This window comes from Teredinibacter sp. KSP-S5-2 (genome assembly GCF_032773895.1).
Taxonomy (GTDB): Bacteria; Pseudomonadota; Gammaproteobacteria; order Pseudomonadales; family Cellvibrionaceae.
Genome location: NZ_CP120416.1, coordinates 1,845,600 through 1,868,239 on the forward strand (window position 1 = coordinate 1,845,600; position 22,640 = coordinate 1,868,239).

The following is a 22,640-nucleotide window of genomic DNA, read 5'->3' on the forward strand; positions in this document are numbered from 1 at the left end:
GCATATGACAGTTGATTCCTTTGATCCAAGCAAGCAAGTTATCTCTGTTACTGATCAGGCAGTAACGCATCTGTGCGCGCAATTAACGAAAAACCCAGATAAAGTTTTACGTTTGTCGGTGAAAGAAAGCGGTTGTACAGGTTATATGTATCAGCTGGATTTGGAAGACGGAAACAAAGAAACAGATCTCCATTATCCGTTGAAAGATGGTGCTGTTTTATATATTGATATTGATGCCGTTAAGGTAGTGCAGGGAACGGAAATTGATTATGTCACTGAAGGTTTAAATCGACAGCTCAAATTTCTGAACCCGAATGCAAAAGACTACTGTGGTTGTGGCGAAAGTTTTTCTGTTAATTAAATACATTGTTTGTTGTTTAGCATCAAATGCATTTAGCCATACCCTTATAGGCTAGGCACGAATAAATTCTTTTCCATTGAACGAGATCTACCTTATGGAAAAACGCGTAATTGTGACCACTCGAGATTGCCCTGCACGGTTAGTTCCGGTTGGGGATCAGGTTACCATTCCTAAAGATACCTTTATTACTCTCACGCAGAGCCTCGGTGGCAACTACACTTTGGTGTACAACGGCAATATGGTGCGTGTGGATGGCACAGATGCCGATGCTTTGGGGTTACAGGTTCAAGAGCTGAACTTTGAGCCGCCGGCAGATGGTAGTATTCATGAGGAGCAGGTTTGGGAAGCTTTGCATACTATCTACGACCCTGAAATTCCAGTAGATATTGTTAATCTGGGTTTGGTCTACGAAGTAAAAGTGAATCAGGAGAACAAGCGCGTAAAAATCAAGATGACCTTAACTGCCCCTGGCTGTGGTATGGGCCCGGTGTTGGTGGGTGATGTTGAATACCGTGTGGCAAAAGTACCAAATGTAAAATGTGTTAAGGTGGATTTGGTGTTTGATCCTGCATGGAGTCGGGAGATGATGAGCGAAGAAGCTCAGCTTGAAACGGGAATGTTTTTTTAGCAGGTTGTCTCTTTTACCGCTCTGATTGGCGGTTCAGCCTGTCAGAGCTAATCCTGTTATTATCAATTTTAATTCTTGATTAACGCTTTTTCCGTTAATATTTTTATGTTAATTTTTTTATTGTCTGATTTAATTGTTCGCGTTAGTTTTTGTCTCTCATAAAACTCGTCCTCAATAAAACGTTTCCCTAAGCCTTCTATCTAAATATTGACATACGGTAAGTTATATTTGCTTCTTGTATATCATCTGAACATCTCTATATGCTCGGTTGATAGTATGTCGTATTTTTGCTTAAGGTTCTTTCGATGTATCAAAGAATTGTCCTCCTCTTAGTTCCTTTTCTATTTTTAACCGGATGTACGTTGTTTTCCCACGGTACAGATGAATCTAAAGAGAAACTGTTTGCTCGACCTAAAGTCAGCGTCCAACTTTGGCCGTTAAGGCATGAAGTCAAAACTGATATTACATCTACCTTAAAATGGTTGTCGTCGTTAGGGGTTGACGGTGTGGAATTTGCCTACGAATTTGGTGAGTATGCTGAAAGACCTGAAGACTTAAAGCGTTTATTGGATTCGCTGAATTTAGAGGTCAGTGCTGCGCATGTTGCCCGGGATCACTTGCTTGATTCCCGGATCAATCAAACTTTAGCCTTTTATAAAACCCTAGGAGTTAAAACTCTGATTATCGGATGGGACCCAAGAGCTTGGGATCCTGAAGGTGTTCAAGAGTTTGTTGCTGAGCTTAACGTTTGGTCGGAGACTCTGAATCAGCAGGGGTTTTCGCTGGGTGTGCATAATCATCAATATGAGTTCGCACCATACAATGGGAAAACCTTTTGGGATTATATCGCCTTAAATACAGATGAAAGCTTAATCCTTCAATTGGATGTGGGGTGGGCTAAATATGCCGGGGTTCACCCAGGGGATTATATTCTTCGTTATGGAAATAGAGCCAAGACGGTCCACTATCGTGCGTTGGTGCTTGAGGGGTCTCCCGGAGTTTCTCCATTAATTGGTGACGATGGGACGAATTGGCGTGGATTGATTGCCTCCAATCGTGCCGTCGCGACCGAATGGCTGGTGATCGAGCAGGAGGAGCACCCACCGGGAATGGAGTTGAAGAAAGCCATTGAATTGTCCAAGCGCCAGTTAGACTCTTATATCGATGAGGCGTATCTATAGGGGGAGAGTTAATCTTATCCCCACTAAACCTCGACTCCGCAAAATGGTCAGAATCTGTATAATGCCGCCTTCATTTACACGATAGGCAGATTATGAACCCGTTTGGCTCCAGTATTACTCCAGAAGACATTATCGATACCCTGGGCTTTTTTGATTCCTGGGAAGAGCGTTATAAGTACATCATTGACTTGGGTAAAGAGTTAAGTGGGTTGGATGAGGCGAGTAAAACTGACGACAACATTGTCCGAGGTTGCCAGAGCCAGGTTTGGTTGGTGTGTAAGCGTGAAGACGGCAAACTGTGGTTCGATGCCGATAGTGATGCCTTCATTGTTAAAGGTTTACTTGGGGTCGTGCTGAGTGCCTACAACGGCAAAACTGCCCAGGAAATCATCGACTTCGATATTGAAGCGTTTTTTGAAGAGCTAAAATTGCTCAAGCATTTAAGCCCTACGCGGGGCAATGGTTTACGGGCAATGGTAAAACGCATTGTTGATTTTGCCCAATCTGAGTAAGCGCTATGCATCGCCAAGATTTTTACTACGACCTCCCAGAGTCCCTTATTGCCAAACAGCCCACGGCTGAGCGTACAGGTAGCCGCTTGTTTCAGCTGGATGGTGTGAGTGGCGAAATAAAGCATGGCCACTTCGGTGACATATTAGACTGTGTAAACGAAGGGGATTTACTGGTTTTTAATGACACCAGAGTCATTCCTGCTCGTGTTTTTGGTACTAAGGCTACTGGAGGGCAACTCGAAGTTCTTGTTGAACGGGTGATCGATCAGCATGAAGTACTTGCTCATATACGTTCCAGTCGTTCACCTAAAGCCGGTACTGAAATCTATTTGGAAGGGGACACACCGGTTCAGGTAATCGGTCGCCAGGATGCGTTGTTTCATTTGCGTTTCCCCGAAGGCAGAAGCGCAATAGAAGTGTTAGAGAATATTGGCCACATGCCATTGCCACCTTATATTGATCGCGAGGATTTGGCTGAAGACCGGGAACGGTATCAAACCGTCTATGCTCGTAAAGATGGCGCCGTTGCAGCGCCAACCGCTGGTTTGCATTTCGATGAACCCTTGTTGCAAAAGCTGAAAGAGAAGGGCGTCAAGTTGGCTTATGTGACGCTTCATGTTGGAGCAGGCACCTTTCAACCTGTTCGGGTCGATAACATTTTTGATCATCATATGCACACCGAGGTGATGGATGTGTCTTCCGAGGTGTGTGATATGGTCAATCAAACCAAAGCACAAGGTAAACGTGTGATTGCAGTGGGAACCACAAGTGTGCGCTGTCTGGAAACTGCTGCGCAATCGGGCAGTATTCAGCCGTTTCAGGGGGATACCGATATCTTTATCTACCCGAGTTATGAATACCGGGTAGTTGATGCGTTAATCACCAATTTCCATCTGCCGGAATCCACTTTGTTGATGTTGGTTTCGGCTTTTGCCGGGTACAAAAATACGATGTCGGCATATAAGGTTGCAGTCGAAAACAGCTATCGATTTTTCAGTTATGGCGATGCCATGTTTATTACTAAAAATCCTGATGCGAAAAACGAGGTTATTTCTCGTGATGTGCTTCAGGTTTAAGTGTGTGTATTAATGAAATTTGAATTAAAACAAACCGACGGTTTAGCTCGTCGAGGAGAGTTGCAATTTGCTCGGGGCAATGTGCAAACACCTGCTTTTATGCCGGTTGGCACCTATGGCACGGTCAAAGGCATGTTACCCAAAGACATCGAAGACATAGGCGCAGAAATTATTCTCGGTAATACCTTTCATCTGATGTTGAGGCCGGGAACCGAAGTGGTGGAAGCGCATGGGGATTTACATGACTTTACCCAGTGGCATAAACCTATCCTTACCGATTCTGGTGGATTTCAGGTGTTTAGCTTGGGTGACCTGCGTAAGATTACGGAAGAGGGCGTCAGCTTTCGATCTCCCATTGATGGCAGCAAGGTGTTTCTTGACCCGGAGAAGGCAATGCAGGTGCAACGGGATTTAGGGTCCGATATCGTCATGATCTTCGATGAGTGCACACCATATCCTGCAACGGTGGAAGAGGCTCGCTATTCTATGGAGCTTTCTTTGCGTTGGGCCAAGCGTTCCAAGGCTGCACACCAAGGTAACCCCAATGCATTGTTTGGCATCGTTCAAGGAGGAATGTACGAACAGCTGCGCAGCGATTCTCTTTCAGGTTTAGCTGATATTGGTTTTGATGGTTATGCAATCGGAGGTTTGTCTGTGGGCGAGCCGAAAGAGGATATGATCCGCATTCTTAACCATCTTTCCGACAAAATGCCTCAGGCACACCCTCGCTACCTCATGGGAGTTGGTAAACCTGAGGATATTGTGGAGGCTGTGTGCCGGGGCATAGACATGTTTGACTGTGTGATGCCCACTCGCAATGCGCGCAACGGCCACCTATTCACCACCGAAGGTGTGGTGAAAATCCGGAATGCGGTGCATCGGCATGACACGAATGCCCTTGACCCACATTGCGATTGTTACACCTGTACAAACTTTAGCCGCTCTTATTTACACCATTTGGACAAATGCGGCGAAATTCTGGGGGCTCAGCTCAATACTATTCATAACTTACGACATTACCAACGGGTTATGGCTGAGTTGAGAGAGGCAATCGAACAAAACCGTTTAACGAGTTATGTGTCGGAGTTCTATGATCGACAGGGTAAAGTTCGGCCAACTTTTGCACTTTAAGCCGTATTCTTTGATGCCATGCGGTTGAAATACCGCTTGGCACCCGCATTACTCAAAAAGCCGTTATAATTCGATGCCCGCAATGCCCGGCTGGGGGAAGCCGGATTGCCTTCAATAACAAAAACACTGATTTACTGCCTATAGGCTCTTTTGGACCTGACAATGAACCGCTATCCGATTTGGAAATACATACTGATCCTCGTGATCGTTATTTTTGGCTTCATCTACGCGTTACCCAATATCTATGCACCAGACCCGGCCATTCAGGTATCGGGGCACTCTGCTGCATTGACGATTGACGATGCCGTTCTTAAGAAAGTTGAACAAGCCCTGGACGAAGCTGGCATCAAACACTTTGGTGGTGAGCTTTCCGAAACCAATGTGACGGTACGTTTGTACTCACAAGATGATCAATTGGTTGCGCAAAGTAAGGTTCAAGAGTTCTTGAGTGAAGACTATGTTGTGGCTGTGAATCTAGCGCCCACAACACCAGACTGGTTGTTAAGCATCGGGGCCGAGCCTATGAAGTTAGGTTTGGACTTGGCGGGCGGAGTACACTTTTTGCTGGAAGTGGATACCCAAAAAATATTACAGGACGACCTGAAAAGCATTGAACGCCTATTCAAAACGGAAGTGCGTAAAGCCAATATTCGTGGCGTGCATATTGATAGAGAAGGAATGGGTTTGCGTATCACGGTGGATAGCGATGAAAAACGCACTCAAATTACTGAGATCTTGCGAGACAGCGTTCCAGAAATGGACTACGTCAAGTTGGAAGAAGAGGGCAAGTTTATTGCTCTGGCGAATTTCAAAGGCAGTTACATCAGCGAAAAAGAAGACTACGCAGTCACCCAAAACTTGACCACCCTACGTAACCGGGTAAATGAAATTGGTGTTTCCGAGCCCTTGGTACAACGCCAAGGCCGTAACCGTATTGTGGTCGAGCTGCCCGGTATTCAGGATACCGCACGGGCAAAAAGTATCTTGGGTAAAACGGCTAACCTGGAGTTTCGCCTCGAAGCAACGCCTGAAGCACTTTCGACCCAAAAAGAGTTGTTCTCCTTTAAGAATGAGGATGAACAAGCGCGTTTTGGCGGCGCCTACCTTGAGAAACGACCCATAGTGAAAGGTGACAGTGTCACCAACGCGCAGTTGGGATACGACCAGGACACGGGTTTACCGCAAGTAAATATTACACTCGATGGTAACGGTGGTACCAAAATGCATCGTTCGACCAGAAACAATGTTGGTCGGAGAATGGGGATTTTGTTTATTGAATATAAAACCCGCACCAATGTTTCGACAGACGAAAACGGTGAAGAGGTTCGAACCTTTACCCAAATTCCCACTGAAAAAATTATCAGTTTGGCAACAGTTCGAAGTGCCTTGGGTAAAAGTTTCGTTATTACCGGTTTGGATAGCCCACAAGAAGCCTCTGAACTAGCCCTGTTACTAAGAGCCGGTGCGTTAGCTGCGCCAATGGGCTTTGTGGAAGAGCGGACAGTCGGGCCATCTCTAGGGGCGGAAAATATCAAGATGGGCGTGGACTCCGTTAAGATCGGCCTGGGCCTGGTGTTACTGTTTATGTTGGTCTATTACCGCGTATTTGGCTTTGCTGCCAATATAGCCTTGGTTGCTAACCTGTTTATTTTGGTTGCGATTATGTCTGCGGTTGGCGCAACTCTGACCTTGCCGGGTATTGCCGGTATTGTCTTGACGGTCGGTATGGCGGTGGATGCCAACGTGCTGATCTTCTCTCGGATACGAGAGGAAATGAAGAATGGTGCACCGAATCAGACGGCTATTAAATCCGGTTTTGATCGTGCTTTCGTTACCATTCTCGATGCGAATATCACAACCTTGATCGTGGCGGCCATTCTGTTTGCCATAGGAACCGGGCCAATTAAAGGGTTCGCTGTGACACTTTCTATTGGTATTGTCACTTCTATGTTTACTGCGATTATGGGGTCCAGAGCCATTGTTAATTTGATATACGGTGGCCGTAACGTTAAGAAACTTTGGATCTAACCCGAAAAAGAATTTGAAGAGATATTCTCATGAGCAAAGATAATGTATTTGATTTTATGGGCAAGCGATATATCGCCGCTGTATTTTCAATTTTACTGCTAATTGGTTCCGTTGTTTCCCTGGCGATGAACGGTTTAAATTTTGGTTTGGATTTTACTGGTGGAACATTAGTCGAACTCCACTATCCCCAAACCGCTAACCTGGAGTCTATTCGTTCGGAAATAAAAGAGGGTGGTTACCCCAATGCGAGCGTAGTCAACTTCGGTTCAGACAAAGACGTGTTAGTGCGTGTACAGACAGACAACCCTAAGCTTGGTGATGAGATTGCCCAATACCTTGGCGAAAAATCTGGGCAGAATGTTCAGCGTAAGCGTGTGGAGTATGTTGGGCCTCAAGTGGGTGAGGAGCTGCGTGATATGGGTGGTATCGGTATGCTCATCGCGTTGGTGGTCGTACTCATATATGTTGCTGTTCGTTTCCAGATAAAATTTTCCATTGGTGCGGTTGGGGCACTCGCGCACGACGTTGTGATCGTATTGGGCTTTTTCTCCGTACTTCAGTTGGACTTCGATTTGACCGTGCTGGCTGCGGTGCTGGCTGTTGTCGGTTACTCGCTGAACGATACTATTGTTGTGTCCGACCGGATCCGCGAAAATTTCCGTGTGATGCGTAAGGGGACGGCAATTGAAATTATTAATATCTCATTGTCGCAAACGCTTGGTCGGACGTTGATTACCTCATTAACGACGTTGTTAGTGCTTGTAGTCTTGTCAATCTTTGGTGGCGAAATGATTCATAATTTTGCCTCAGCACTGATAGTCGGTATTGTTATCGGTACTTATTCTTCGATCTACGTGGCAGCGAATGTTCTGCTATTAATGAAGATTACCAAGGAAGACCTGATCCAGCCAGAAGTCGAAAAAGAGGGTGCGGATCAAGAAGCTCTAATGTAGTATTTAGCGTCATCTAGGTAATATAAGAGATGCTATTTTGCAGGATGAGAAAACAAATCAGTGGCTTGAATTGCTGTTAGTGGCATTAGTGGTGTTGGGATTTGCCATGCTCCCGGTACTTGTTTGCTCATTCTGGCATGGATACTTGTAGTGATCCTGGAATTGGCTTTGCCAGTACTCATCATACATTCCTTTGTGGGATGTAGGTGGTAACTGGCAAGCTTGCCTACTTTGAGAGTAGGTGTAATGGTTGGCCAGTTGGTCATACCAGTAGAGCGTAAAGTTTGCTTTATGGCTGCGTTCAGTGAGACCAAAATCACCCATCAACGAAAATATCTCCTGAATATTTTTCTTCACTCGTTGCGGTAGCATACTTCTCCTTTCAGGCTTTGTCCGGAGCCCGTCCAATTAAAATCATTGTTAAATTATAGTCTCGCGCCTTTGTGTCAGATTGAGTTATGATGAATTTGTATAACTAAAGCGGTTGAATGAGCAAATAACTATACCGCTGGATTTACGGAACAGGTTGGTTGGCTATGGCTTGGATACAAAAACTCTCACGGGCATCGGGTAAGGAATCTGTTGAAGATTTAATGCAACAGAAAAAGCAACTGCTAGTAGCCGTGGATCGGTATAACCGCATATTCATGGGCAGCCGCGGTTACGGGTTTGTTGATTGGGATTTGTTAAATAAACGAATGCATTGGGACGGGGCATTCTGGGAAAACCTTGGATACAGCCAACAGGATATGGATCATATTTCAGACTCCAATCATTTTTTGGAGTATGTCCACCCGGATGATAGGGAGATCATGAACAATGCCATTCGTGGCCAACTAAAAAATCAGCATAACGGTGAAGTCACCTGTCGTATTCGAAGAAAGAAGGGTGGATACATTTGGGCGGAATTTCGCACTAGCGCAGTGAGGGATGAAAATGGCTGGGTGAGTTTTATGTCCGGGATTGCCTTTGACGTCACCAAGCTTAAACAAACCGAGCAGGCCTTGCTTATTAGTGAGGCTCGTCATGCACGTATTATTAAATCCTCAAATGATGGTATCTGGGAGTGGTCTGCCGATCATGGTGGCTTCCATTTCTCCAACCGTTGCTGGGAACAGTTGGGCTACACCGAGCATGATGATGTGGTGAATCAGGGAATTGACCGGGTTCAGGCTTGGCGTGCCCGTATGCATGCTGATGACGGTGAAGTGTTTGATAAAGTACTTAGAGATCACATCCGTGGCAAGCGTCCGTTTGATATCGAATACCGAATCAAGGGCAAGGATGATGAGTGGCGTTGGATTCGCGCACGTGGGCAGATGACCTATAACGAGAAGGGCGAGCCTAAACGGATGTCGGGCACCAATATGGATATCACTCAGCTTAAGAATGCAGAGGAGCGCGTGATCAAAGCAAAGGAAGCGGCGGAAAAAGCAAACCGGGCGAAGTCGGAGTTTTTGTCCAGTATGAGCCACGAGTTGAGGACTCCATTGAATGCAATCCTGGGTTTTGCGCAGCTTTTTGAATTAGACAGCAACCTCAATTCAGACCAGTTGGCGAATGTCGAAGAGATAAAAAAAGCCGGCCATCATTTATTGCAACTCATTAGCGATGTTTTGGATTTGGCGAAAGTTGAAGCCGGGCGAATGAGTTTCTCCTTGGAGGAAATGACGCCGATACGATTGTTAAAAGAGTGCGTTGTTTACCTTAAGCCGCAGGCCTCTGAGCGGGATATATCCATTACGACAGAATATAACGGCCTGGAAGAGCAAACTATCTGTGCCGATTGTGTTCGCTACAAACAGGTATTGCTGAATTTGATCAGTAACGCGGTGAAATATAACCGTGATGGCGGATCTGTGCATATTACCTGCTCAATCACGAAGGATGACCAATTCCGACTATCCGTAAAAGACACCGGAATCGGTATTCCCGCTGAATATCAGCATCAACTGTTCCAACCATTTAATCGTTTGAGTGCCGAAAACAGTCATATCGAAGGTACTGGTGTTGGCTTGGTGATTACCAAGCAATTGGTTGAACACATGGGTGGGCAACTGAGTTTTGCCAGCCAGGAAAACGTTGGCAGTGAGTTTTGGGTTGAGTTTCCAATCCAGTATGAGCAAACAGATGTTAGTGCTCGTGAACGTACGGAAGAGCTATGGAATAGTGATGTCAACGAAATTCCAGAGTTAGAGATAACCACTACTAAGAAAATTCTGTATGTTGAAGATAACCCGCCAAACCAACGGTTAATGCAGCAGATTCTCGCGCGCTACCCTCAGCTTCAACTTGAGGTGGCGGGTGAGTCGCTTAGAGGTATTTATCTGGCAAGAACCTCGAAACCGGACATGATAATTCTGGATATTAACCTGCCGGGAATGGATGGTTTTGAAACATTGGATGTCTTAAAGAAAGACCCGCAAACAGAAAATATTCCGGTTATTGCGTTGTCGGCTAATGCCATGGCTCACGATATTAAACGGGGAGAGGAGTCAGGTTTTGAAACCTATCTCACCAAGCCTATTGAGATTGGGAAGCTGATTGCGACCTGCAACCAGCTATTACGAGACAAATAGCATTTAGGCGTTGCCTAAATGCTTTCCAACGATCTGTAGTAAAGGTTTGAAGGTTTTTGGTGTGGCGCAGACTAAGTTACCTTTATCCATGTAACCGTTACCGCCTTTAAAGTCCGATAACAGGCCGCCGGATTCTTTTACCAGCAATACGCCTGCTGCCATGTCCCAGGGTTTTAATCCGATCTCCCAGAAACCATCAAATCGGCCTGCTGCGACGTAGGCCAAGTCCAGCGCGGCAGAACCCGCACGGCGGATGCCTGCGGTTTGGCCAGCGATTTCTCTCACACAATCCAGATAACCGTCGATATTTTGCAGGGCATAGCCGTTAAAAGGAATGCCTGTACCAATTAGTGCGCCGTCCATTCCTTTACAACCGGAAACACGGATTCGTCGACCGTTAAGCATGGCACCTTTGCCGCGGCTGGCGGTAAACTCTTCGCGCTTGATTGGGTCGAGTACGACAGCGTGTTCAATTTGCCCCTTGTACAAGCATGCGAGGGAAACGGAAAACTGGGGGATACCGTGTAAGAAGTTGGTTGTGCCGTCCAGAGGGTCAATAATCCACTCATAGTCCGCGTCTTTTGGCCCGACGGTGCCGGACTCTTCGCCCAGAAACTTGTGATCAGGGTAGGATTTACTCAAATGGTAAATGACTTCTTGCTCAGACTTTCGGTCCACTTCGCTGACATAGTCATTGCGGCCTTTCTCTTCAATGTTAACCATATCCAGGCGTTCAAAAGCCTGTTCGACCAGTTCACCTGCTTTTCGGGCTGCTTTTAAGGCAATGCTGAGCATTGGTTCCATAATTATTTCTACTTCTTGGAGTTAGTGGATAGGAAAGGCGCGCAATTATACCAGTATCACGGGCGCTACGGCTATTTGAATGCGAGGTGGACACTGCTAAACTTGGCGCCCCATTATTAGGCCCGATTTGAGATGTTTTCTTGAGTCAGATGAAGCTAGAGGATACCCCCAACAGATGTCAGATTCCGTTTTTCCCAATATTCGTATCGTCATGGTAAATACCACACATCCCGGCAACATCGGCGCTGCCGCACGGGCTATGAAGAATATGGGGTTGTCCACACTTGTCCTAGTTGAACCGAAAGAATACCCGGCAGAGAAAGCCGTATGGCGCGCTGCTGGTGCGTTGGATGTTTTGGATAATGTGCAGGTAGTGTCCACGCTGGATGAAGCCATTGCTGATTGTGGGTTGGTGGTGGGAACCAGCGCGAGAGAACGACGCATTCCCTGGCCGTTAGTGACGCCAAGAGAATGTGGTGATCGAGTGTGGGCGGAAGCCAAGCATCATGAAGTTGCTATTTTGTTTGGCCGGGAAGACCGGGGCTTAACCAATGACGAGCTGCAAAAGTGCCAATATCATGTCCATATACCGGCTAACAGTGAATACAGCTCGCTAAACATTGCCGCTGCAATTCAAGTTATTTGTTATGAAATTCGTATGTCATACCTTACGGATAAAGAAGGTAAAGCACCGCATTTTGATGATTGGGATATGCCGCCGGCGAAACAAAAAGATGTAGAGCTCTATTTTGAACACCTTGAAGATACGTTAAGTAAATTGGGTTTTTTAGATTTAAAAAACCCACGGCAAACCGTTACACGACTACGTCGTTTGTATAATCGTATTCGCATGGATCAGATGGAGTTGGGCATTATGCGGGGTATGCTCACTTCCATTCAGAATTATATTTACCATTCGGAGAATAGAATTAGGGAATTAACTGCGCGCGACGAGCAAAAGTAACAGTATGTTAGAGCCAATATATTTAGATTATGCCGCGACAACACCAGTGGATACCCGTGTTGCCAAAGCGATGATGCAGTGTTTGACCAAAGACGGTAATTTTGGCAACCCTGCGTCACGGTCACACAGTTTAGGTTGGCGTGCTGAAGAGGCGGTTGAAAATGCACGTCGTCATGTTGCGGATTTAATTCACGCGGACCCGAGAGAAATTGTTTGGACCAGTGGTGCGACGGAATCCAATAATCTGGCTATAAAAGGCATTCTAGAAAAAAATCAGGCCAAAGGTAAACATATTATTACCAGCCAGATTGAGCATAAAGCGGTGTTGGATACGTGTCAGTATATGGTGTCTCAGGGTTATAAGGCCACCTATTTGCAGCCGGATTCCGAAGGCTTGATATCACCGGAACAAGTGGCCGACTCGTTGCAGGAAGAAACGGTGCTGGTTTCACTCATGCACGTGAACAATGAAATCGGTGTGATTAACGATTTAAATTCTATTGGTAAAATCTGTCGGGACAAGTCTGTTTTTTTTCATGTGGATGCAGCACAAAGTGCAGGTAAATTAGATATCGATGTGGTGCAGGATAATATCGATTTATTGTCTATCTCTGCGCATAAGATGTATGGTCCAAAAGGAATCGGTGCGCTCTATGTAAGGCGACACCCGGATGTAAAACTCGTTGCTCAAATACACGGTGGTGGTCATGAACGGGGAATGCGCTCCGGTACTTTGGCAACCCACCAAATTGTTGGTTTGGGCGAAGCTGCTCGCATTGCCAGCCAGGAAAAAGATGCTGACATTCAACGAATTAAAAACCTGGCAGATACATTTATTACCCAGATCACTAAAGTAGAAGGGATGGGGCTAAATGGCAGCCGTGATTGCCGTTACCCTGGTATTGTGAATATACATTTCGGCGGGTTTGATGGTGAGACGCTTCTTATGACGTTGCGTGAACTCGCTATTTCTTCTGGTTCTGCCTGTACTTCCGCCAGTGTAGAACCTTCTTATGTGATTAAGGCCCTGGGGGTGAGTAATGCCCTGGCGGATGCCTCTCTAAGATTTAGCTTTGGTCGGTATACAACAGAAAACGAAGTGCAAAAGGCCATAGAAATTGTGACCAAGGTAATAGGGAAATAGCCAATTTTCTAGCATTTATGCTTGATTCTGGTGTTGCCTGATTTCTGAACAGTGTTACACTTCCAGCACAAGTATAAATAACAATAATAAGTACTATGAAAAACTATATCAGTATCCCTATATTACTTCTTTCCCTGGCCGTGCATGCTGAAGATGGTGCTATGTGCCCTCATCATGACAGCCATCAAGTTAAAATGCTTAATGAAAAAATCAGTGCCGCTCCGGATGATTTATCGTTGCGTTCTGAGCGCGGTCAGCACTATTTGGCAGAAGAGAAATTCGATAAAGCAGCGGCAGACTTTCAATTTGTTCTGACTCATCAGCCAGAATCGTTGCAAGCTCACTTAGATATGGCTAAGGCATTGGTCGGCATGGATAAAACTGCGGCGGCGCAAAACTATTTGCAGCAGTATATCGAGAAAGCTTCTTCCAACCAACAACATGCCAGTCAGTTAGAAGAAGCTCAGGTATTATTGAAAGAGATTACTCAGGTGAAGTAGTCTGCGTGTCTTGTTGTACTTTCACGTAATCGGCAATATTGCTTACGGTATCAAACCAGATTTGATTTTTGGGGTCTTGGGCATATTCAATTAATGCCTTTAATGTTTTTTCCCGCGTACTGTATTGCCCACTTAGTCCGACATCGTGCCCGGCAAAAATAACCCAGCGATTTTGTTTTTGTGCCTGTTTTATCACAGGGAGTAATTCGCTGAATGGCAAATCATCCATGCGTGAACCGGCGAGTTGATATATGTCGACGAAGCTGGGATCGTTCAAATATTCTGTTAGCCACAATCTGGAGTTTGAAAAAATATCTGCGGCGACGGGAACATAGCTTTTTGCATTGACACCTTTGCCAACCGCAGTTTGTCCACATGGATAGGCAAACGTTTTTGGAATAACTCCCAGTTTTTCATGAATTAATTTATTTGAATTCGTGAGTTCCTGACGAATTTCTTCGATAGTGAAATCTTCAACTTCCACGTCGTTCAAGCGTGTCCAGGCGAAATTGCCGCTGCATGGATGTCGAGTTGTATGGTTGCCAATTTCGTGGCCATTTTTTATGGCCGTTTTCCATTTATCTTCGTAACCGGGTAGAGCGAAAGTGGAAACGTAAAAAGTCGCTTTTGCGTTGTATTTATCGAGGATAGGAATTCCGTTGGTAAGTTGCGAAGGTCTGGCATCATCGAATGAAATACTGAGCGCAGATTGCTTACCTTCCGGCCATTGAAATTGAACTTGATAATCGTCTTCGTTGTAATTTTGCGCATAACTGGATAGCGCTGTGGTTGAAAAAAATAATCCAATAAAAAGTTTGGAATGATATTTTTTTATTAAATTTGTTATTGGTGTACGCATGCTAACCCACTCATGTCGTTTTTATTAATACTTAAGTGTAGTTTATTGTCCACAAACAAAGTGAAAGAAACGAAAAAAGCACCTTAATAAAGGTGCAAAGGCTGCTGGTGTCTACAGCAGATCAAGGGGGATGACCCTCGATAAACCAGTAATCGAGGGTCATTTTGGGGGTTAGAATTTCACCCGAACACCGACACTGTAACGAGATCCATTCTCATAAAAGCCGATAGGCAATCCGTCACTGGTACTGATGTTTACTGTTTCATTAGTAAGGTTTACGCCGGTCATATAAACATTAAACATGTCATTAATTGTGGCGTTGGCCGTTAAATCCCATTGACCATATGCTTCGGTTCGTTGTTGCGAACCGGAGATTTGACCACCATAGGATTCATCACGGTAGTTGTAAGATAAGCGAACACCGAACATGTCATTTTCATAGTAACCGGCAATATTCATTTGGTTTTCTGAGTTGCCAGGTAGCTCCAGCTCGTTAGGTGTATCAGCATCGGTCCAAGTGTAGTTTGTAATAACACCCAAGCCTTTGTAGATTTCCTGTTGCCATTGTAATTCCAGACCAAGTAAATCCGCGCCTTCTGCTGCATTGCTTGGTCGGGTTACAGAAATATTCTCACCGTCGATATTTTCTGTTTGAGTTTCTGAGATAACGTAAGTATCCAGGTCTTTATAGAAAATAGATGCCGATAGAATTGAGGCTTCCTGGAAATACCATTCGCCACCGAACTCAAGTTGATTGGAGTAGGTTGGTTCCAATTCCGGGTTACCAGCACTGGCCACACCTGACGTTGCGTTAATAACGATATTCGCGCTTAGGTTAGTGAAGGTTGGTCTTGCCATTGCACGCGACGCTGCACCACGTAAAATCAACTCATCACTGACGTTATAAATCAGGTTCAAGCTAGGTAGTATGTCGGTATACGTACGATCCTGTGAAACCAGACTGTAAGTGGTAGTACCGCCCTCATCACTGCCTTGGTAAGCTTTTGATGTTTGCTCTGTCTGAATAACGCGGAAGCCAAAGTTACCTGTTAAATCACCGGCTTCGATATTGGCTTGCACATAGGCAGCACTGATTTTTTCTGTCAGTTCGTAGTAAGCGTTATAGTCAAAGCCGTAAACCATCGAGCCTGCATCAAACATTGGATGGATAACTTGCTGTGCCAGCCCGCCATCAATCCACGCGTATTGGGTCAAAGAGCCAGAGGTGGCAGTTTCCTGGTGAAGGGTAGGTGTCAATCCACCGGAAACTTCATCCATGCTAATGACTCTCCAAGAAGGGTCAGTATTGTCCGTAGTCCCATTGTCACGAACATTTTCGATAACGTGGTTACGGTACTTCAGCCCTGTCTCGATACTGGAAATGAAACTGGCATTCAGGTTGAATTTAAGGTCGCCCTGCATATACCACTCGTCATCAGTCATTTCACGAACCCAGTCACGGGCGCTGCCCATTGTCAGGACTGAGTGATCGGTTGGATCGATATCGAGGTAATCGACTTCAACTAAATCTGGCCCTAAAGTGACTTCAGTGCGGGATTTCGCTTCAAACCAGTAACCCACGTCTTCCGAACTACCACCCTTGGCGCTGGTCACACCAGCCTGGAAGTGGCCTGTCAGGCTGTCTGTTTCGTATTCCAGGTCGAAGTCGACGACTTGGCTTTCCACATAGGCTTTACGATAAATGGGCTCGATGGCAACGCCTGAAGGAGCGTTTGGATCAGCACTATTAAATACGCCGCCAACCAGAGCTTGTCGGCCGTCTGATGTGGTGACAAATTCAGGGTTAGTTGCATCGATTACTTCGTTGCCTGAAGTAACCATACGAGTTGGGTTGGCTGCGTTCCAGTCGTCAGCAGAAACAGCTGTTCCGCCAATGATCCAAAGATAGTTTTGGTTGTTGTTATCCATATCCATATCTGAATTAACGAAATTCAGGGACATGTCCAACTCGTCAGTTGGTTTAAATTGGAGAGTCAGGTTAGCAGTGGTTCGTTCACGGTCTTGACGGAATATCGCTGAACCACCGCCCCAGGCTGCGTACACGTCTTCCGTCTGATTGTTATCCTGGTCGACTACTGTGTAGCTGGAGTTAGTCAGGAAGGCTTCCAAACCGTCTCGTCGAACAGTACGTTTTTGCGAGTTAATGGAAGCCAGCACGCCGAAAGTCTGGTCAGGGGTAGACCAGGAGGCTAGAGCAGATATTTGTGGATCCCACTCGTCTGGTAATTCACTATATTGGTACTCGGCGGAAGCTTGAATTGTTAGCGGGTCGAGATCCAGAGGCTTGCGGGTTATGACGTTAACCATACCACCGATGCTGCCTTCGTCATGTCTTGCTTGCGGGCTTTTATATACCTCAAGCGCAGAAACCAGTTCTGACGCCAGGATAGAATAGTTAAAACCACGGCTGGCGTTATCGTTTGCCCACCAGTAAGCGGAAGAAACATTTTGCCCGTTCATCAGGGTTCGGTTCATGGTGCTATCCGTACCGCGAACAAAAATGTCTCGACCTTCACCCCAAATGCGGTCGACAGAAATACCTGGAATGCGTTGAAGTGAATCCGCAACGTTTTTATCGGGGAATTTACCAATATCTTCAGAGTTAATGGCGTCAATAATAGATGTTGAATTACGCTTGCTATCAAGTGCCGCAATCAAACTGCTACGAATTCCTGTAACCAAGACTTCTTCTTCAACTTTATTATTGTCTGTTTGTGCTAACGCATCGGCAGAAGCCCCTAATATGATCAGGCTAATTGAATACGCCAGCTTGTTTTTCTTTGTACTAAATGCTGGTAGCGTTATTTGCATTGATAATTCCTCATGCGGATAAACATTTTATTTTTATCGGGTGATTAAGACAGCCCTGACCAAGGGTAACTGGCCAAATTAAAATTTACCGACACGTAAAATAAAAAAAGTCACGTAAATTGGATTGCTGACGGGGATCTGTTTGTTTTGGCGTTTAGTTTTCTGATGAGAGATCTCTTCAATGTCTTTTTATGCATATTTGTTGAGAAATGCGTGGCGTCTAGAACACTTATCTATATCGCACTGTGAAATAGCTTTTTTCGGTTTAATACAGTTGAAAAAATGTTTTTAGTTTGTACTAATGTTTATATAGGCGACTAAATTGTTAACTATTTCAGCTTTTTTGGCTGTTGTTATATAAAAAGAATTGTGGTGGTTAATAAAAAATAAAATTTAGTTATAACCAATGAGGAATATGGGATGACACTTAAATTAAAAGTCACACTCATTGTATGTATTATATTAATCGCGTTTTTATCCTTTATGAGCGTGGGCCTGATTACGTTACGAGTTGCGAGTGACTCCGATAATAAAGCCCGTGTAAATCAGCTTTTTAAATCCACCTATAACTTTATTTCGCAACTGGAAAAGCACGCCGCTGAAGGTAAAATTTCCGATCAGGAAGCAAAAGTACTGGCGACCCGAGTTTTACGAAATAACTTTTACCATGATAGTGAGTATGTTTATGTTGCCGATGAAAACCTGGTTTTCATCGCGACACCCAGGGATCCAGAATTACATGGAACCAGCTTTAATGAGTTTAAAGACGGAGACGGAAATAGTGTTGGTAGTATTCTGGCGCAAGCGGTAAGGAACAATCCTGGCAGAATCGCAGAATATGAATGGACACAAAAACAGCCTGATGGCAGTGTCGAAAACAAACTTTCTATTGCACAAAAAACTGATCGATGGGGTTGGTATGTTGGTACCGGTATCGGTTTTAACGAAGTTAATAAACGGTTTTGGGCAACGGCCCAATGGCAAGTTCTTATATGTGTTGTATTTACGGCAGTGATTGGTGGCTTGTTGTTTTATTCGTTGTGGCGTTTGCTCGCCATAATGGGCGGTGAGCCGAAAGTTGTATTAGAATTGGTGCGTTCAGCGGCGGCTGGTGATTTACGTATCAATAAAAATGGACAAAAAGATGTAAGGGAAGATTCGATATATGGTTCCACTGTTGCGATGAAGGAATCTTTATCGAACATCTTAAAACATATTCGCAACGCAACCGATAACCTCAATATTGAAATCGCAAACGCAAATGATCGTTCGAAAACCATCGATCAAAAATTTGAAACTCAACGAATAGAAACCGATATGATCGCCACAGCGATCACGGAAATGTCACAAACGTCAAACACAGTTTCCGAAAGTGCTGAACATGCGGCAGAGGAAACCAAAAATGCTGATAGCGAAGGTGTAAAAGCTCAGGAAATTGTTGCTGATGCTGTTATTGCCATTGAGGCCCTGGCTAGCCAAATTGATCAGTCCAGCGATGTGATTTCTGAGTTGGGTGATGAAGTCACTAATATTGTTTCTGTTCTGGATGAAATTCGCGGTATTGCCGAGCAAACAAATTTGCTGGCTTTGAACGCCGCTATTGAAGCCGCGCGAGCCGGAGAGCAAGGTAGAGGGTTTGCGGTCGTGGCGGATGAAGTGCGTAACCTTGCTAAACGAACGCAAGACAGTACCGAAGAAATTCAGACGATGATTGAACGTTTGCAGAATGGCTCGCAGCGCTGCATTCAATCTATGAGTGTGAGTAGAAGTAACAGTTCAACAACCGTTGAGCAAACTCGTTCTGCTGCGCAAGCCCTGGAAAGAATTGCCCTTTCACTAAATACCATTACCGACATGAACAGCCAGATTGCAACTGCTGCTGTGGAGCAGAGTCACGTCTGCGAGGATGTGTCCCAGCGAGTCAATATGATTGCCGACAGTTCTCATGATGCAGCAGATTTGGCGAGAGTTGGTCGGGAATCGACCGAAGCACTGGTAAAACTGACTTCAGACTTGGATGACATCGTAAAACGTTTTCAAACCGATTAGTTTTCCTAACCTGTATTTAATTGCTTAATTCTCTCCCTCTTGATGTTAAGGAGAAGGCGATGCTCAAGCGCATTTTTGTTGTTTTTTTTGCTGTATTAATGTTTGCGTGTGATAAGCAGGATGCCAATAACGATGAAGGGAAGGTTCTTACGCAAGAGTTTATTGATCGCATGGCTGAGACCCTTGATATTCAATATACGGTTGTGGCCAACAAAAGTGGTGGCGACTGCACTCCGGAATGGGGAAAGGGTAGTTGTTTTGTCACGGATATAAAAATCACCTCAATGAATAGAACCAAGCTTGGAGGTTGGGAAATCTATTACAGTCAGCCGGATCGGTTTACTGAAAGTCGTAACGAAGAGTTTACCGTCACACATATTAATGGTGACCTGGTTCGAATATTACCTGGGAAAAATTATAAAGGTTTTGAGGCCGGTGAAACCAAACGAATCCGTACTTATTCCCAAGGCTTAGTGTTAACGGATGCTAAGGTTATGCCCAACTATTACATTGTGGCACCGGGTCTGGAAGCAAAAATCATTCAAAGTACACGCTTGTTTATTGCGAAAGATACAGGGTTGGAAATTCGTCCTTATGCAACCATTATTGATGGTGATACACAATTTCAACGGGAAAATGACGACACTCCTTTGGCAACGGCAGAATTTTTGTTTGAACAAAATAAAGATGTTGAATTTATTCCTGAGGCCATTCGTTACGGTGTTATCCCAAGGCCTAAAAAGCTGGAAGAAAAAACTGGTGAGTTAAATCTTACCGGTGGCTTTCAGATTGTTGGTGACGACGAAGCGGTAATTGCAGCTGGCCCCGCTATTCAGACTTTCCGCGGTTTAGGGTTTGAAGAACGTGATACCGGGGTGGTGCTACAAGTGAGTATCAACAATAAGCTCAAGCTAAAGCCCGGTGGGTATGCTCTATCAGTAGGTGATAGCATTAGTGCTCAAGGCGTTGATGAGGAAGGTGTGGCCAATGCGGTACGAACTCTAATTGCTTTAACGGTCACTGATAATAACTTTATCCCTAAAGTGGAAATCGTGGACGAGCCCCGTTACCCGTTTCGGGGAATGCATGTCGATTTGGTTCGGAATTTTCACAGTAAGCAGTTTGTGCTGTCCTTAATAGAACAAATGGCGGCATATAAATTGAATAAACTGCATCTGCATCTTGGTGATGATGAAGGTTGGCGTTTAGAAATCAAGGGTTTACCGGAACTGACAGAAGTGGGTGGTTTCCGTTGTCACGATTTAACTGAAACAAAGTGCCTGCTACCTCAATTAGGTTCAGGTCCAGACCCAAAACAAAACCCGGAAGTGAATGGTTTCTTCTCCATCAACGAATACAAACAAATCCTGATGTATGCCGATGCGCGACATATTCAAGTGATTCCCTCCTTTGATATGCCTGGGCACTCTCGGGCTTTAATCAAAAGTATGGAAGCTCGATATCGTAAATTGATGTTGGCGGAAAAATATGAAGAGGCGATGGAGTACCGCTTAGTTGAACAGCAGGATAAAACCGAATATCGAAGTATTCAGAATTACAATGACAACACGTTAAACGTCTGTATGGCTTCTACATACCATTTGATCGATAAAATTATCGAAGAAATGAAAGAAGTTCACTCTGCAGCGGGACAGCCCTTAACCCGATACCATATTGGCGCTGATGAAACTGCCGGTGCATGGGTTAAATCGCCAATATGCAAAGATTATATGAAAGAGCGTGGAATTAAAGAGGCTAAAGATTTAGGGCCGCACTTTATAGAGCGTGTCTCCAAAATGCTGGATGACAAAAATATTGAAGTGGCAGGATGGAGTGATGGTCTGAGTCACACTAATTTTGACAATATGCCGGAGACCGTGCAATCCAATATTTGGGATGTACTTGTCTGGGGTGGCGTTGGCAATTTAAATAAACAGGTTAATGCAGGTTGGGAAGTGGTATTGTCCACTCCCGATGCACTGTATTTCGATTTTCCTCATGAGGCCGACCCGAAAGAACCGGGGTATTATTGGGGTACTCGCCACGTAAATACAAAAAAAGTATTCAGCTTGATGCCCGGAAATATGCCTTTGCATGCTGAAATATGGAAAAGCCCATCCGAAAAGCCGTTTGAGATCGACGATACATTCCGCTATGACGATAAAGGCCATTTACTTCATAGCCCTATACAAAAAGGAAAATCGATAGTGGGTATTCAAGGGCAAATCTGGAGTGAGACATTGCGCTCGGATAAATGGACTGAGTATCAAATCTATCCCCGGCTTTTGGCTTTAGCGGAACGTGCCTGGTACAAGCCAGATTGGGAACCGGAATACAATTATCAAGGAGCAAAATACAATCATGATACACATTTCTTTTCGGATAAAAACGAGAAGATGCGAGATAGGGATTGGAACCGTTTTGCATCCATTGTTGCGAAGAAAGAGTTGGTGAAACTGGAACGTGCCGGAGTTTTTTATCGTATTCCAACAGTAGGCGCTGTGATAAAGGAAGGCAAACTCTATGCGAACAGTATTTTCCCTGGTTTACCGATTGAGTATCAGATTGGTAATGGGCCGTGGGAAAAATATATTGAGCCAGTCGAATCCGACCTTTTACATGGAAAGAAAGAAGTGCGAGTACATTCTCGCTCGGCTGAAGGTAAACGGTCAGGGCGGATACTGTCTGTGAGGTAGCATAGATGGGGCTGTCTTTAATGCTTCCCCAGAACTGGGTTGGAGACGATTGATACGAGAATGCTCAAATTAACCACCAATATAGCAACCAACCAACAGCTGGTAAGACTACTATCTGAGAGAGTAAGGATTTAAACTTTAGTAAGAGAGCTCCTGCTGTTACTAACAATATCCCCATTGGTGCGGTCATATATGATCCTAGTATAGCCCAACCCTCACAATCCCATGAGTCTTCCGGGCATTTCGATATATTGCTCAAAGACCAAAGTGCAGCGATAAGAAACAAGCTTCCAATAACGAACTCAAATAAAGCTAGTAGTGTTTTTATTGTTTTCCCTCTCAT

Annotated in this window: 18 protein-coding genes; 14 read left to right on the forward strand and 4 right to left on the reverse strand. The window is 44.9% G+C overall.

Annotated features, from left to right (window positions below; all coding sequences use genetic code 11):
• Window positions 1-4: 4 nt before the first annotated feature.
• The 8 genes from P5V12_RS08375 to secF all read left to right on the forward strand — a co-directional run bounded on the left by P5V12_RS08375 (window position 5) and on the right by secF (window position 7,870).
• Window positions 5-361 (forward strand): iron-sulfur cluster assembly accessory protein, encoded by a 357-nt coding sequence (locus tag P5V12_RS08375; protein WP_316956900.1) that lies wholly within the window; start codon window positions 5-7, stop codon window positions 359-361.
• A 94-nt stretch (window positions 362-455) separates the two neighbouring features.
• On the forward strand, window positions 456-989 hold the full coding sequence (gene sufT, locus P5V12_RS08380; RefSeq protein WP_316956901.1) for a putative Fe-S cluster assembly protein SufT: 534 nt from the start codon (window positions 456-458) through the stop codon (window positions 987-989).
• 305 nt (window positions 990-1,294) lie between these two features.
• Entirely contained in the window at window positions 1,295-2,170 is an 876-nt protein-coding gene (locus P5V12_RS08385) for a sugar phosphate isomerase/epimerase (RefSeq protein WP_316956902.1), read from the forward strand.
• Between the two features lie 92 nt (window positions 2,171-2,262).
• Window positions 2,263-2,682 carry a SufE family protein gene (locus P5V12_RS08390; RefSeq protein ID WP_316956903.1) on the forward strand — a complete coding sequence of 140 codons (420 nt, stop codon included), beginning with the start codon at window positions 2,263-2,265 and terminating at the stop codon, window positions 2,680-2,682.
• Between the two features lie 5 nt (window positions 2,683-2,687).
• Window positions 2,688-3,758: a tRNA preQ1(34) S-adenosylmethionine ribosyltransferase-isomerase QueA gene (gene queA / locus P5V12_RS08395; protein ID WP_316956904.1), complete on the forward strand. Its 1,071-nt coding sequence runs from the start codon at window positions 2,688-2,690 to the stop codon at window positions 3,756-3,758.
• 12 nt (window positions 3,759-3,770) lie between these two features.
• The gene (gene tgt, locus P5V12_RS08400; RefSeq protein ID WP_316956905.1) at window positions 3,771-4,889 is read left to right on the forward strand and encodes a tRNA guanosine(34) transglycosylase Tgt; all 1,119 of its coding nucleotides are present in this window, start codon (window positions 3,771-3,773) and stop codon (window positions 4,887-4,889) included.
• A gap of 162 nt (window positions 4,890-5,051) precedes the next feature.
• Complete coding sequence (secD, locus tag P5V12_RS08405) at window positions 5,052-6,917, forward strand: protein translocase subunit SecD (protein WP_316956906.1); 1,866 nt, start codon at window positions 5,052-5,054, stop codon at window positions 6,915-6,917.
• A gap of 29 nt (window positions 6,918-6,946) precedes the next feature.
• Complete coding sequence (secF, locus tag P5V12_RS08410) at window positions 6,947-7,870, forward strand: protein translocase subunit SecF (protein WP_316956907.1); 924 nt, start codon at window positions 6,947-6,949, stop codon at window positions 7,868-7,870.
• 57 nt (window positions 7,871-7,927) lie between these two features.
• On the opposite strand, the gene P5V12_RS08415 is transcribed toward secF, so the two are convergent.
• The gene (locus P5V12_RS08415) at window positions 7,928-8,242 is read right to left on the reverse strand and encodes a hypothetical protein (protein WP_316956908.1); all 315 of its coding nucleotides are present in this window, start codon (window positions 8,240-8,242) and stop codon (window positions 7,928-7,930) included.
• A gap of 164 nt (window positions 8,243-8,406) precedes the next feature.
• Here P5V12_RS08415 and P5V12_RS08420 point away from each other — a divergent pair, with 164 nt between their 5' ends.
• Complete coding sequence (locus tag P5V12_RS08420; RefSeq protein WP_316956909.1) at window positions 8,407-10,449, forward strand: PAS domain-containing protein; 2,043 nt, start codon at window positions 8,407-8,409, stop codon at window positions 10,447-10,449.
• 3 nt (window positions 10,450-10,452) lie between these two features.
• Here P5V12_RS08420 and P5V12_RS08425 read toward each other — a convergent pair whose 3' ends face one another.
• On the reverse strand, window positions 10,453-11,253 hold the full coding sequence (locus tag P5V12_RS08425) for an inositol monophosphatase family protein (protein WP_316956910.1): 801 nt from the start codon (window positions 11,251-11,253) through the stop codon (window positions 10,453-10,455).
• A gap of 175 nt (window positions 11,254-11,428) precedes the next feature.
• Between P5V12_RS08425 and trmJ the strand changes: the two genes are divergently transcribed.
• From trmJ to P5V12_RS08440, 3 genes are all read left to right on the forward strand, one after another.
• On the forward strand, window positions 11,429-12,217 hold the full coding sequence (trmJ, locus tag P5V12_RS08430) for a tRNA (cytosine(32)/uridine(32)-2'-O)-methyltransferase TrmJ (RefSeq protein WP_316956911.1): 789 nt from the start codon (window positions 11,429-11,431) through the stop codon (window positions 12,215-12,217).
• 4 nt (window positions 12,218-12,221) lie between these two features.
• Window positions 12,222-13,361, forward strand: a complete 1,140-nt coding sequence (locus tag P5V12_RS08435) for an IscS subfamily cysteine desulfurase (protein ID WP_316956912.1) — start codon at window positions 12,222-12,224, stop codon at window positions 13,359-13,361.
• A 95-nt stretch (window positions 13,362-13,456) separates the two neighbouring features.
• A complete protein-coding gene (locus P5V12_RS08440; RefSeq protein ID WP_316956913.1) occupies window positions 13,457-13,861 on the forward strand; it encodes a tetratricopeptide repeat protein in 405 nt (134 codons plus the stop codon).
• Here the strand turns inward: P5V12_RS08440 and P5V12_RS08445 are convergent.
• Both P5V12_RS08445 and P5V12_RS08450 read right to left on the reverse strand, forming a co-directional pair.
• Window positions 13,845-14,720, reverse strand: coding sequence for a polysaccharide deacetylase family protein (locus tag P5V12_RS08445; protein WP_316956914.1), 876 nt, complete (start codon window positions 14,718-14,720; stop codon window positions 13,845-13,847). The two genes, P5V12_RS08440 and P5V12_RS08445, sit on opposite strands and share 17 nt — an antisense overlap.
• 171 nt (window positions 14,721-14,891) lie before the next feature.
• On the reverse strand, window positions 14,892-17,552 hold the full coding sequence (locus P5V12_RS08450; RefSeq protein WP_316956915.1) for a TonB-dependent receptor: 2,661 nt from the start codon (window positions 17,550-17,552) through the stop codon (window positions 14,892-14,894).
• 420 nt (window positions 17,553-17,972) lie between these two features.
• Between P5V12_RS08450 and P5V12_RS08455 the strand changes: the two genes are divergently transcribed.
• Both P5V12_RS08455 and P5V12_RS08460 read left to right on the forward strand, forming a co-directional pair.
• Entirely contained in the window at window positions 17,973-19,601 is a 1,629-nt protein-coding gene (locus P5V12_RS08455) for a methyl-accepting chemotaxis protein (RefSeq protein ID WP_316956916.1), read from the forward strand.
• Between the two features lie 59 nt (window positions 19,602-19,660).
• Window positions 19,661-22,297, forward strand: coding sequence for a family 20 glycosylhydrolase (locus P5V12_RS08460; RefSeq protein WP_316956917.1), 2,637 nt, complete (start codon window positions 19,661-19,663; stop codon window positions 22,295-22,297).
• The last annotated feature ends 343 nt before the right edge of the window (window positions 22,298-22,640 follow it).